We start from the raw sequence: 12,859 nt of genomic DNA, 5'->3' as shown, positions 1-12,859 counted from the left end.
CATTGTAGCAGCCCGCCGCCGGCCGTGCCCCATCAAGCCTTTTTTAGCAACTCAGGACGCAACGGCATCTCGCGTATCCGCTGGCCGGTCGCCGCAAACACCGCGTTGGTCAGCGCAGCGCCCACGCCGGCGGTCCCCGGCTCGCCGATGCCGCCCGGCGCCTCGGTGCTCTGGACGATTTCCACTTCGATCAGCGGCGCCTCGCTCAGGCGCAGGATGCGGTAGTCGTGGAAGTTACTCTGCTCGATGCGCCCGTCCTTGAAGGTGATGGCGCCGAACAGCCCCGCCGTCAGGCCGTAGTTGATGCCGCTCTGGATCTGCGCCACCACGGTGTCCGGATTGACGACATGGCCGCAATCGACCACACAGACCACGCGCTTGACCGCCACCTCGCCATCGTCGTTGACGCTGACGTCGACCACCTGCGCCAGATAAGTGCCCCAGGCCCGCATCAGCGCGATGCCACGGCCGGAGCGCGCCGGCAGCTTTGCTCCCCAGCCGGCGCGCTGCGCGGCCAGCTTCAGCACGTGTGCCGCGCGCGGCTGCTTGTCGAGCATCGCCAGGCGGTAGGCCAGCGGGTCCCGGCCGGTTTTTGCCGCCAGTTCGTCGATAAAACTCTCCAGCACCGCCATGTTGCGGGTCGGGCCGACCCCGCGCCAGAAGCCGCTCGGCACCGGGCCGTCCTCGCGCGTGTACTCGACGCGCATGTTCGGGATATCGTAGGAGAAGGTGTCCGAGCCCTCGACGTTGTCGGTGTCCAGGCCATTTTGCAGGAACGACGGCGCGAACGTGGCCAGGTTGGACGGTCCGGCGATTTTGTGCGAGAACGCCACCGGCATGCCCTTGGCGTCGAGCGAGGCGGAGACCGAATGCGCGTACAGGCCGCGCACCAGATCGTGCTGGATATCTTCCTCGCGGCTCCACACCACCTTCAGCGGCGCCTTGACCTGTTTCGCCAGCGCGGCCGCCTGCACCACGTAGTCGGTGTACAGGCGGCGTCCGAAGCCGCCGCCAATCAGGTGGTTGTGCAGCGTGACCTTCTCCGGCGCCAGCCCCAGAACCTTGGCGGCGTCGTCGCGCGCGCGGGCCGGCACCTGCGAGCCGACCCAGATCTCGGCGCTGCCGGCCTTGGCGTCGTAATGGACGGTGCAGTTCATCGGCTCCATGGTCGCGTGGGCCAGCATCGGGTTGACGTACACCGCATCGACGCGCTTGGTGTCGGCGGCGAGGGCCTTGAGCGCGTCGCCGTCGTTGCGCGCCACCTTGCCGGGCTTTTTCAGCGCATCGAGCATGATGGTGCGGACATCGTCGGTCGACAGCTTCGCGTACTTGCCCTCGTCCCAGGTGACGTCCAGCGCCGCCAGTCCCTGTTTGGCGTACCAATAATTATCGGCCACCACGGCCACCGCGTTATCGAGCCTGACGACGCTATGCACGCCGCGCAGCTTGCGCGCCTTGGCGTCCTTGACGAATTTGAGCTTGCCGCCGACGACCGGGCTGGCCGCCACCACCGCCACCTTCATGCCCGGCACCACGGTATCGATGCCGAACAACGCCGTGCCGTCGGTTTTGCCCTTGGCGTCGAGGCGCTTGAGCGGTTTGCCGATCAATGTGAAGTCTTTCGGATCTTTCAGCGCGATTTTCTCCGGTACCGGCAGCCTTGCGGCCGCCTGCACCAATCGGCCGTACTTGACGCGGCGGCCGCTGGCCGCGTGCACCACCTCACCGTGTTCGGCGCGGCAGCTCTCCGGCGCCACCTTCCACTGCTCGGCGGCGGCCTGGATCAGCACCATGCGGGCGGCCGCGCCGGTCTGACGCATCGGCTCCCACATCAGGCGGATGGAGGTCGAGCCGCCGGTGAACTGGTCGCCGAAGGGCGCCCCGTAGACCTTCGCATTGGGCGGCGCGTGGCGCAGCGCGATCTTGTCCATATCGACTTCCAGCTCCTCGGCGATCAGCATCGGGATGGAGGTATAGGTACCCTGCCCCATCTCCACCTTGGGCATGGTGAGGGTGATGGTGTCGTCGGCGCCGATGGCGATAAAAGCGTTCAGGTCGGATGCGGCGGCAGCGGTAGCGGCGGCGGAGGCCTCGCCCGGCAAGCTCCAAAAGCCGACCATCAAGCCACCGCCGGCGGCCGCTGCGATCTTCAGGAAGCCACGGCGCGATTGCTCGATGGACCCGGGGTTAAAGGGAGCGTTCATCTCAGGCCCCCTTCAGCAGTGGCGACTTGGCGGCATCCTTGATCGCCGCGCGGATGCGGGTATAGGTGCCGCAACGGCAGATATTACCGGACATGGCATCGTCGATATCGGCGTCGGTGGGCTGCTGGTTCTTGGCCAGCAGCGCGGCGGCGGACATGATCTGTCCCGATTGACAGTAACCGCACTGCACCACCTCGGCGGCGATCCACGCCTGCTGCGCCGCCTTGCCGGCCGGCGTCGCGGCCACGCCCTCGATGGTGGTGATCTTCTTGCCGGCGACCGCCGACACGGGCAGCACGCAAGAACGCGTGGCCTCGCCGTCGACATGCACGGTACAGGCGCCGCACAGCGCCATGCCGCAGCCGAATTTGGTGCCCATCATATGCGCCTCGTCGCGCAGCACCCACAACAGCGGCATATCGCCGGCGACATCGAACTCCCGGCTCTTGCCATTGATTTCCAACTTGATCATGTGCGGCTCCTAAACGGACAAAGGATAAAGCCACACTATAGACAGATATGTCCTTCCAACAATACTACCCAAAGGTGATACATCAAAAAGTTGCGCCCAGATTATTTTCGGGTGGGAGCGGTTCCACCGCCGTTGCGTAACAGCCATGTCATATGACGTCATTACTCTATGGCCTTTTTACTTCTGACATTGGACTCCCACATGCATCTCGTTCCGTCGCGCCCCCTCATCCTCGCCATCAGCATCGCCGTCGCCCTGAGCGCCTGCGGCGGTTCCAGCAATGACGATCAGGTCGTGTCCGCACCAGCGGCGCCGGCCGACCAGGGCGCGGCCGACGTGGCCCCGGTGCCGACTGTCACCGCCTTCGTCGATACCGCCTTCAGCAACCAGCGCGGCGACGCCCGCTATGCGACCCTCGACACCAACGCCGGCGTGCGCGTGCTGGCCGGGATGCTGCAGATCTGGAAGCCGCTGACCGAAATCGTCGACGCCGGCCAGACCGCGCCGGCCGTGGGCAACTTCCCGGCCGTGACGGCGTCCGCCTGGACCGGCGTGCCGAACGACGGCACCAACGGCGGCACCATCCTCAACCAGGCCGTCCACAACGCCAATATCGACTATGTCGTCAAAGCCACCGCCAACCGCACGCCGGAGCAGGCGCTGGCCGCCTATCTGGACGACCGCCGCAACAAGGGCTACAGCGTCAGCGACGGCATGGGCCCGCTGACCAACGCCTGGCGCACCGCCGCCCAACAGACCACCACCATCACCGCCATCGCGCCCGACGCCACCACCGTGCTGTACAACGACGGCGGCAACAACAACGGCGTCGGCGGCAGCGCCAACCCGACCTTCGGCGCGGTGGTCGACCTGGTCAACATGGTCGGCGCCAATGGCTCGACCGAGCCGGCCAAGCGCTTCTATAAATACGCCCGCCCTTACCGCTGGAGCAGCGCGGTGCAGGTGCTGCCGGCGCTGATCCCGGCCAAGAGCCCGACCCCGACCACCGACGGCGGCTTCACCAGCGGCCACTCGGCCGAATCGGTGCGTAACGCGCTGGCAATGGCCTACGCGGTGCCGGAGCGCTATCAGGAAATCATCAGCCGCGGCCTGGAATTGGGCGAGTCGCGCATCCTGGCCGGCATGCATTCGCCGCTGGACGTGCTGAGCGGCCGTATCCACGCGCAGGCGGTGGTCGCCGCCGCCATGGTCGACCCGGCCAACGCGGCCAAGAAGACGGCCGGCTACGCCCAGGCCCACAGCGCCCTGATGGCCGCGACCTCGACCACGCCGACCACGTTTACCGCGTTCGCGCAATCGGGCAGCGACCGCTTCTCGGACTACGCCACCAACAAGGCCAACTACCTGCGCCGCATGACCTACGGCTTCGCGCCGATCGCGCCGACCAACGCGCCGGCCTCGGTGCCGAAGGGCGCCGAAGTGCTGCTGGAAACCCGATTGCCCTACCTGAGCGACGCCCAGCGCCGCGTGGTGCTGAAAACCACGGCCGTCGCCTCCGGCTATCCGGTCATGGACGATCCTGAAGGCTGGGGCCGACTGAACTTGTTCGCGGCGGCCGACGGCTACGGCGCCTTCACCGGCAACGTCGTGCTGGTCATGGACTCTTCCAAGGGCGGCTTCAACGCGGCCGACCGCTGGCGCAACGACATCGGCGGCACCGGCAAGCTGGTCAAGCAAGGCAGCGGCGCGCTGAAGCTGGCCGGCAACAACACCTGGACCGGCGGCACCGAGCTGACCGCCGGCGTGCTCGAAGGCGTGTCGCCGACCGCGTTCGGCAATGGCGACGTCTACGTCAGCGGCGGCACCCTGGTGGCCAACACCACTTCCCAGCTGAAACTGGCCCGCGCGTACACGCAACTGGCCGGCACCACCACCCTGGAGCTGAACGCGCTGGGCGGCGCCAAGGGCACCATGACGGTGGCCGGCACCGCCACCATCGTCGGCGGCGCCTTGCGCGTCAAGTTCCCGGGCAGCTACAAGCCGAAGGCGGGCGAGAGCATCATCGTGCTGAGCGCCGGGAATCTGAAGGGCCGCTTCACCAGCATCGCGGTGGAAGGCTTCGCCAAGGTCGATCCGGTCTACAGCAATACGACGCTGACGCTGACGGTAGCAAACTAAAAAAAAGCCCCGGACGCCTGATCGAGCCGTCCGGGGCTTTCTTATCGATGCGGACCTTAGCCGCGCGACGTCCGGCGGCGCTGCCATCCGAGCAGCGCCAGGCCGGCGCCGAACATGCCCCAGGTCGACGGTTCAGGCACGGACGATACCGTCAGCACCATGTTGTCGAGATTCAGGATCAAGTTGGGACTGTCCGGCAAGATGGAGAAGCTGGCGATGGCTTCGGTGGTCGTCACAGACAACAGCCCCAGCGCGCCATTCGTCGATGGCAGGGTGTTCACGGCCAATACGTTGCCAGAAGCGCCATAGGCGGTCAACGTCGCCTTCCAATAGGATTTGCTTTCAATGCTGATGCCGTATACGGGAATGCTGAACGTCCCGATTGGGCTGGTCGACGACAGAAAATGATTCTTCTCATCACCATTGAAAAATGACCATTGCATGATCGATCCTTGGGTGAACGTGAGGCCGGCCGGCGCCAGTTGATCGCGTATCTGGGTGACAAAGGTGGACTCCATTGCCACATCGTCGGCCGTGCCGAACTTTCCATCGGCCCCCGGCATGGTCTCGAAGTCGATGTTGATGGTGGCGGCGGACGCGGTGGCGGCAGCCAGGATCGCCGAAGCGAAAGCCAGTTTGATGCATGAGCTGATCGATGACATATCGTTTCCAAAAATAAAGTTGCACTAATGTTACGATTGGCGTTCACCTTTGTCCAGTAAAAGCTGCTTGGATTGCCACAGTTCATCGTCTTGAATCTACAATCGCAGTTCCACTGTTATTGAATGGCGCGGATCCCCGATGAACGACAACGACCCGACATCGCACCCCCAGGGCGATTTTTTCAACGCCGACCGCTTTCACAACGACCTGCAGAATTTCTCCAAGCAGATCGCCGGCTGCGACAAACTGGTGCGCATGGCGAATATCAGCCTGAACCAGATCGACGCGCGCATCGCCGAGGCGGCCAAGATCGAGGCCAAGGCGGCCGCCATCGTCGACGCCACCGCCAGGGAGGCGGGACGGGTGGCGGCCGAATCGGCCAGCATCGCCGTGGCCGACATGATGGGCAAGATGGCGGCGGTGACCAAGGAGGCCGAGCAAGTCGTCCAGGCGATCAACCGCGCCCGTGGGCAGACGGGCTTGTGGATTGCCTTTTACATCGCCTGCACCTTGGTGATGTGCCTGCTCACCGCGTGGATTACGCAACGCATCGCCAAGTCATCGGCCATTACCCCTGAAATCGCCGAGTCCATCGCGCTGGGCGACAAGCACGAAGCCCTGATGCGCAAGGCGACCGACAAGGAACGCAAGCTGATCAACGAGATCATCGCCCGCAAACCGAAATCCAAATAGCGTTAGATACCGGTGGGATATTTGACCGGACTGGCGCTGCTGCCTATGATGGGAGTATGGAAGCGCGCCTGATCAAGCTTGAAGAATTCGCCATCGAAACGCGAGAACGGCTCGCGAAGATCGAGTTGCGCCTCGAGCAAACGGCAACCAAGGCGGACATCGCGGACATACGCGCCGATATGCAAAAATCCAGCACTGATATTTTGCGCTGGATGAGCGCAACGGCCATCGGCCTCTTCTTCGGTTTTGGTGGATTGTTTTTCATGATGAGCAATTCCACGAAAAGTCCCGCGCCCATCGTCATATACGCCCAACCGCCGGCCGTGCCTGTCGCAACCGGCAAGCCTTAGACAGCCCCAGCACCTGAGCAGTCACATCGTTCAAGATCATTCCCACGCTTGGCAGTGATCAGTCTTCATTATGGCGCCGGGCTGTCGGCCACGTGCACGGCGCGTTTGCCCAGGCTTTGCTCTTGCGGCCCCGGCGCGTCAAGCACCGGACGCAGGCGCGGCAGCGAATCCGGATAGTTGGCCGCCACGAAGGCGATGATCGCTTCGCGGATCTCACAACGCAGGTCGAAGGCGGTACCGGAATCCTGCGCGCTGATCAGCAGCCGCAACTGCATGCCGCGGTCGTCGGCGTCGGTCACGTGCAGCACGCACACCCGCTGGTCCCAACGCGACGACGCATGCGTGATGCGCTCGAACTCGGCCCGTATCGCCGGCACCGGCACGCTGAAGTCCAGCCACAAAAACACCGTGCCGAGTATCGACGACGAGGTATGCGTCCAGTTCTCGAACGGATTTTCGATAAACCATTGGAGCGGCACGATCAAGCGCCGCTCGTCCCAAATCCGCACCACGACATAGGTGCCGGTGATACGCTCCACGCGCCCCCATTCGCCCTTGACGATCAGCACGTCGTCCAGCCGGATCGGTTGCGAGAAAGCGATCTGCAACCCAGCAATAAAGTTGCCCAGCACAGGCCGCGCGGCGATACCGGCCACCAGGCCCGCCACGCCCGCCGAAGCCAGCAAACTGGCGCCGACCTGCCGCGCTCCCGGCAACGTCAGCAGCACAAAACCCAGCCCAATCAGCCCGATGATGAAGTTGGCGCTGCGGGTGAGCACCGCCGTTTGTGTCAGCAGCCGGCGCGCGCGCAGGTTGTCTGCCGCGTCGACCGGATTGACGTCGGTGATCGTGCGCTTGATGGAATTGACGCAGGCGATGGCCAGCCATGTGAGGCCGATGATCAGCAGTACATTGTTGATGCGCGAGATAGGCACCAGCAACGGCATGTTTTCCGGCGCACCGGTCAGCACGATGCGCAGCGCGAACAGCGCCATGCACAGCTGGCTCGGACGCCAACCGTACTTGATGGCGTTGGTGGTGTAAGGCCGGTTTCGCGCTATGCGGCGGAGCAGCATAATGCCCGCCCGATGCAACAGTAGAGCCACGGCAACAAACACCACGGCGCTGACGCCCACCACTGCGGCGGCGCGCCACGGCCCTTCATGCATATCAGAAAAATAGTCGAGTTCCATGGGCCTGATTCTAGGGGACTCCGCAATGTTGCGGCGCGCCATTTGCCCGCATGCGTGCGCTAGCGAACAAAGGTTTTTCCCTCATGAATGAAACAATAGAGGAGCTGAGGTCGATTGCCACGCATCCCGAAAAATTGATGCAGCGGTTGTTTTTCTATCCTGCAATCACACCTGAGGACTCCTCCAATGCTTTCACGCTCTGTAAAACTATCATTACGTTTCATGCTCCCCCTGGCGATTCTGCTGGGTCTGTTCGCCTACATCGTCGTCCCGCTGATGGACAACCTGACCCTACGCTGGTCGGTGCGCGATCTGGATAACCGCTCGCAACTGTTGGCCGCCACCTTGCAGGTGCCGCTGCGCGAGGATGTGCTGCTCAACGACAAGGCCCACATCAAGAAGCTGTTCGACGGCGCCATCGAAGACGAGCGCCTGTTCGCGCTGGGCTTCTGCGATCCTTCGGGCAAGCTGCTGTACAAAACCTCCACCTACCCGCAATCGCTGGGCTGCTGGGAAAAGCCGACCGACGGCAGCAAGCAAAAGTCGCTGGTGCAACTGCCACGCGGCCCGGTCCACGTGGCCGATACGCCGATCGAAGACAACGGCACCGGCCTGGGCCGTCTGATCTTGGTGCACGATATGAGCTTCATCGAGCGCCGCAGCGCCGAGACCACCAAGTATGTGCTGATCTTCTTCGCGCTGCTGGGCGTGGCGATCGCCTTCCTGACGCTGCTGGTGTCGCACCTGAGCTGGCGTGGCTGGCTGGCCAGCCTGAACGACGTGCTGCGCGGCCAACTGCTGCCGCGCGACGTCAAATCGACCGCGCCCGGCGCGACGCCGCCGCCGCCACCGCCCGAGATGGAACCGCTGATCGGCGAACTGCGCAGCCTGCTCGAGGAATACCACGAGGAACGCCAGAGCAGCAGCAGCAACAACAGCGCCGAATGGGCGCCGGAAAAACTCAAGGCCCTGCTGCAACAGGATCTGGCCGGCGATCAGGTGCTGGTGGTGTCCAACCGCGAGCCCTACATCCACGAGAAAAACAAGGACGGCACGATCCGCGTGCGCCGTCCGGCCAGCGGCCTGGTGACGGCCGTCGAGGCGGTGATGCGCGCCTGCTCCGGTACCTGGATCGCCCATGGCGCCGGCAGCGCCGACCGCGAGACGGTCGACCGCAACGACCACGTGCCGGTGCCACCGAAGAATCCGAGCTACACCTTGCGCCGCGTCTGGCTGACGGAAGAAGAGGAAAAAGGCTACTACTACGGCTTCGCCAACGAAGGCCTGTGGCCGCTGTGCCATATCGCCCACGTGCGTCCGGTGTTCCGCTCGTCCGACTGGGAAGAGTACGTCAAAGTCAACCGTCGCTTCGCCGACGCCGTCATCAAGGAAGCGCGCACCGACAACCCGGTGGTGCTGGTGCAGGATTACCACTTCGCCCTGCTGCCGCGCATGGTGCGCGAGGCGCTGCCGAAAGCCACCATTATCACGTTCTGGCATATCCCTTGGCCTAACTCGGAGTCGTTCGGCATTTGCCCATGGCGCGAAGAAATTCTTGAAGGCATGCTCGGCAGCACGATCCTGGGCTTCCACACGCCGTTCCACCGCAAGAACTTCCTCGACACGGTCGACCGTTACCTGGAAACCCGCATCGAGCCGGAAGCATCGACCATTTCGTACGGCAACGAGCTGACCCAGGTCGAGGACTATCCGATCTCGATCGCCTGGCCCGACTATCCGGACACGCAGCCGGTGGAACAGTGCCGCACCGAGATCCGCCAGATCCTGGGCGTGCCGGAAGACCACCTGCTGGCCTTCGGCGTCGACCGCCTCGACTACACCAAGGGCATCCTGGAGCGCTTCCAGGCGGTCGAGAGCATGCTGGAGCGCCATCCGACCATGATCGGCAAGTTCAGCTTCGTGCAGATCGCCGCGCCAAGCCGTTCGGACCTGGAGGAATACATGAACTTCGAGCAGCGCGTGCGCAAACTGGCCGCGCGGGTCAACGACCGCTTCGGCAGCGACGGCTACCTGCCGATCATCTTGAAGATCGAGCACCACGAGCAAGCCGAGCTGCAGCGCTACTTCCGCGCCAGCGAGGTCTGCATGGTGACCAGCCTGCACGACGGTATGAACCTGGTGGCCAAGGAATTCATCGCCGCCCGCGACGACGAACGCGGCGCGCTGGTGCTGAGCCAGTTCACCGGCGCCGCCCGCGAACTGCACGAGGCCTTGATCATCAACCCGTACCATATCGAGCAAGGCGCCGAGGCGCTGTACCGCGGCCTGACCATGCCGCCGGTCGAGCAGCGCGAACGGATGCGCAGCATGCGCGACCGCGTGCGCCGCTTCAACGTCTACCGTTGGGCCGGCCACATGCTGCTCGACGCCGCCCGTCTGCGCAAACGCGAAAAAGTGATGCAGAAGATCCGTTCCCACAGCCGCGGCAACCTGCGCCGGGTCAGTTAAACAAAGACAACGATGATGACACTCGAATCGAACCCGGCGGACGCGACGAACACCAGCGCGTCCGCCGACAACCAAGCCTTCCTGCTGACCGACTGGCCCGATTGCAGCCTGTTCCTGGACTTCGACGGCACCCTGGTCGACTTGGCCGAAACGCCCGACACCGTCGTGGTCGTGCCCGGCCTGATCGAGGCGCTGGCCAAGCTGCGCGACAAGCTGGGCGGACGCTTGGCCATCGTCAGCGGCCGCCCGATCGAGCAGATCGACGCCATGCTGGCGCCGCTCAAGCTGCCGGCGGCCGGCGTGCACGGCGCCGAACGGCGCGCCGCCGACGGCGAGCTGCACTACATCACGGTGCTGCCGCTCGATAACGCCAAGTCGCGCCTGCAACCGCTGGTGGCGCAATATCCCGACCTGCTGCTGGAGGAAAAGCGCGGCGCGCTGGCCCTGCACTACCGCCTGGCGCCGGGACTGAAGGAACTGTGCGAGCAAGTCATGCAGGAAGCGCTCGACGCCAGCCCCGGCATGGTCCTGTTACATGGCAAAATGGTGCTGGAGCTCAAGCCGGGATCGAGCACCAAGGGCAGCGCCCTGGCCGCCTTCATGCAGGAAGCGCCCTTCAAGGGCCACAAGCCGGTGTTTGCCGGCGACGATACCACCGACGAAGCCGGCATCGCCTACGCCCAGCAAACGGGCGGCATGGGCGTGAAGATCGGCCCCGGTCCGAGCGCCGCGCTGCGCCGCCTCGCCTCGCCGCAGGAACTGCGCGCGCAGCTGGTGCAAGCGGCCACTACCCTGCCTCATGGAGACACGCAATGACCAGCACAGCAACCGACACCAATTCCGCCGCACACACCAATCCGAACGAGGCCGCGCCCGGCAAGCCGGTGACGCCCGAGGCGTCGCTGAACTGTGGCGTCATCGGCAACTGTTCCTACAACGCGCTGGTTGACCGTAGCGGCAACATCGTCTGGTGCTGCCTGCCGCGCTTCGACGGCGATCCGGTATTCAACGCCCTGCTGGACAATTCCGAAAACGGCAGCGTCTGGAGCATCGAGCTCGAAAACTGCGTCAAGACCGAGCAGTTCTACGATCCCAACACGGCCGTGCTGCGCACCCGCCTGATGGACGCCGACAACCACGGTATCGAGATCACCGACTTCGCGCCGCGCTTCACCAGCCGCGACCGCATGTTCCGGCCGCTGATGCTGATACGCCGCATCCGCATCCTCAACAGCGCGGTGCGCATCCGCGTGCGGCTGCGTCCGCGTTTCGACTGGGGCCGCGAGGCGCCGGAGATCACGCGCGGCAGCCACCACATCCGCTATGTCGGCTCGGACCAGACCCTGCGCCTGAACACGGATGCATCGCTCAGCCACCTGCTGTCGGAGACCTGGTTCCTCGCCAACAGCTCGCTGAACTTCATGCTGGGACCGGATGAAACCCTGAACGATGGCATCGAGGACGTGTGCCGCCGCTTCGAGAAGGAAACCATCAACTACTGGCGCAACTGGAGCCGCCGCCTGGCGCTGCCGTACGAGTGGCAGGACGTGGTGATCCGCGCGGCCATCACGCTCAAAATGTCGCTGTACGAGGACACCGGCGCCATCATCGCCGCCATGACCACCAGCATCCCGGAAGCGCCCGGCAGCGCGCGCAACTGGGACTACCGCTTCTGCTGGCTGCGCGACGCCTTCTTCGTGGTGCGCGCACTCAACAGCATTTCCGAGGTGGGCACGATGGAGGAGTACCTGCGCTGGCTGAGCAACATCGTCGCCAGCTCCAAGGGCGGGCATATCCAGCCGCTGTACGGCATCGGCCTGGAGGAATCCCTGCCCGAATCGACGTTGGATCATTTGCCCGGCTATCGCGGCCACCAGCCGGTACGGGTCGGCAACCAGGCGCAGGAGCACTTCCAGCATGACGTCTACGGCAATGTGGTGCTGGGGGCGGCGCAGGCCTTCCTCGACCACCGTTTGCTGAACCGCGCCGGCGTGGCCGAGTTCGCGCATCTGGAGGCGGTCGGCGAGCAAGCCTTCCGCGTCCACGACCAGCCGGACGCCGGCATGTGGGAGTTGCGCACGCGCGCGCGCGTGCACACCTCGTCGATGCTGATGAGCTGGGCGGCGTGCGACCGCCTGGCCAAGATCGCCAATGTGCTTGAGTTGCCGGAACGCGCGGCGCACTGGCAGGCGCGCGCCGAGCAAATCCGCGAACCGCTGCTGCGCGATTCGTGGAGCGAGAAACGCCAGGCCTTCTGCGAAAGCCTGGGCGGCGAGGATCTGGACGCCAGCGTGCTGCTGATGGCCGAGGTGAACTTCATCGATCCGAAGGACCCGCGCTTCGTCAAGACCGTGGAGGCGCTGGAGAAGTCGCTGTGCGACGGCCCGTACATGCGCCGCTACGAAGCGCCGGACGATTTCGGCAAGCCGGAGACAGCGTTCAACATCTGCACCTTCTGGCGCATCGACGCGCTGGCGCGGATCGGCCGCAAGGAAGAGGCGCGCGAGATCTTCGAGACCATGCTCAAGGCGCGCAACCATCTGGGCTTGCTGTCCGAGGACACGCATCCGGACACCGGCGAAATGTGGGGAAATTTCCCGCAGACGTATTCGATGGTGGGGTTGATCAATTGCGCGATGCGCTTGTCCGCGCCATGGGACAGCGTGGTGTAAGCAG

The 12,859-nt window shown here is 64.5% G+C and carries 10 protein-coding genes; 6 read left to right on the top strand and 4 right to left on the bottom strand.

What is annotated here, in order from left to right:
* Nucleotides 1-32: 32 nt before the first annotated feature.
* Nucleotides 33-2,204, bottom strand: coding sequence for a xanthine dehydrogenase family protein molybdopterin-binding subunit (locus AC0IYS_RS01770; protein ID WP_471703567.1), 2,172 nt, complete (start codon nt 2,202-2,204; stop codon nt 33-35).
* Nucleotide 2,205: 1 nt separating this feature from the next.
* Entirely contained in the window at nt 2,206-2,676 is a 471-nt protein-coding gene (locus tag AC0IYS_RS01765; RefSeq protein ID WP_471703566.1) for a (2Fe-2S)-binding protein, read from the bottom strand.
* 201 nt (nt 2,677-2,877) lie between these two features.
* Between AC0IYS_RS01765 and AC0IYS_RS01760 the strand changes: the two genes are divergently transcribed.
* Nucleotides 2,878-4,815 carry a phosphatase PAP2 family protein gene (locus tag AC0IYS_RS01760; RefSeq protein ID WP_471703565.1) on the top strand — a complete coding sequence of 646 codons (1,938 nt, stop codon included), beginning with the start codon at nt 2,878-2,880 and terminating at the stop codon, nt 4,813-4,815.
* 56 nt (nt 4,816-4,871) lie between these two features.
* Here the strand turns inward: AC0IYS_RS01760 and AC0IYS_RS01755 are convergent, their stop codons facing one another.
* Entirely contained in the window at nt 4,872-5,477 is a 606-nt protein-coding gene (locus AC0IYS_RS01755; RefSeq protein WP_471703564.1) for a PEP-CTERM sorting domain-containing protein, read from the bottom strand.
* Between the two features lie 139 nt (nt 5,478-5,616).
* On the opposite strand from AC0IYS_RS01755, the gene AC0IYS_RS01750 reads away from it, so the two are divergent.
* Together AC0IYS_RS01750 and AC0IYS_RS01745 are read left to right on the top strand one after the other, a co-directional pair.
* A complete protein-coding gene (locus AC0IYS_RS01750; protein WP_471703563.1) occupies nt 5,617-6,171 on the top strand; it encodes a hypothetical protein in 555 nt (184 codons plus the stop codon).
* Nucleotides 6,172-6,227: 56 nt separating this feature from the next.
* Entirely contained in the window at nt 6,228-6,521 is a 294-nt protein-coding gene (locus AC0IYS_RS01745) for a hypothetical protein (RefSeq protein ID WP_471703562.1), read from the top strand.
* Between the two features lie 68 nt (nt 6,522-6,589).
* Here the strand turns inward: AC0IYS_RS01745 and AC0IYS_RS01740 are convergent, their stop codons facing one another.
* Nucleotides 6,590-7,714, bottom strand: a complete 1,125-nt coding sequence (locus AC0IYS_RS01740; protein ID WP_471703561.1) for a mechanosensitive ion channel family protein — start codon at nt 7,712-7,714, stop codon at nt 6,590-6,592.
* A gap of 186 nt (nt 7,715-7,900) precedes the next feature.
* On the opposite strand from AC0IYS_RS01740, the gene AC0IYS_RS01735 reads away from it, so the two are divergent.
* Genes AC0IYS_RS01735 through AC0IYS_RS01725 form a run of 3 tightly spaced genes read left to right on the top strand, consistent with a single transcriptional unit; the run spans nt 7,901 to nt 12,855 of the window.
* Nucleotides 7,901-10,183, top strand: coding sequence for an alpha,alpha-trehalose-phosphate synthase (UDP-forming) (locus AC0IYS_RS01735; protein ID WP_471703560.1), 2,283 nt, complete (start codon nt 7,901-7,903; stop codon nt 10,181-10,183).
* Between the two features lie 12 nt (nt 10,184-10,195).
* On the top strand, nt 10,196-10,999 hold the full coding sequence (otsB, locus tag AC0IYS_RS01730) for a trehalose-phosphatase (protein ID WP_471703559.1): 804 nt from the start codon (nt 10,196-10,198) through the stop codon (nt 10,997-10,999).
* Nucleotides 10,996-12,855, top strand: coding sequence for a glycoside hydrolase family 15 protein (locus tag AC0IYS_RS01725; RefSeq protein ID WP_471703558.1), 1,860 nt, complete (start codon nt 10,996-10,998; stop codon nt 12,853-12,855). Before otsB ends, AC0IYS_RS01725 begins: the two co-directional genes overlap by 4 nt.
* Nucleotides 12,856-12,859: the final 4 nt, after the last annotated feature.

It is taken from the genome of Duganella sp. AC237 (assembly GCF_979254035.1).
This window is presented reverse-complemented; position numbering and strand designations above follow the sequence as displayed.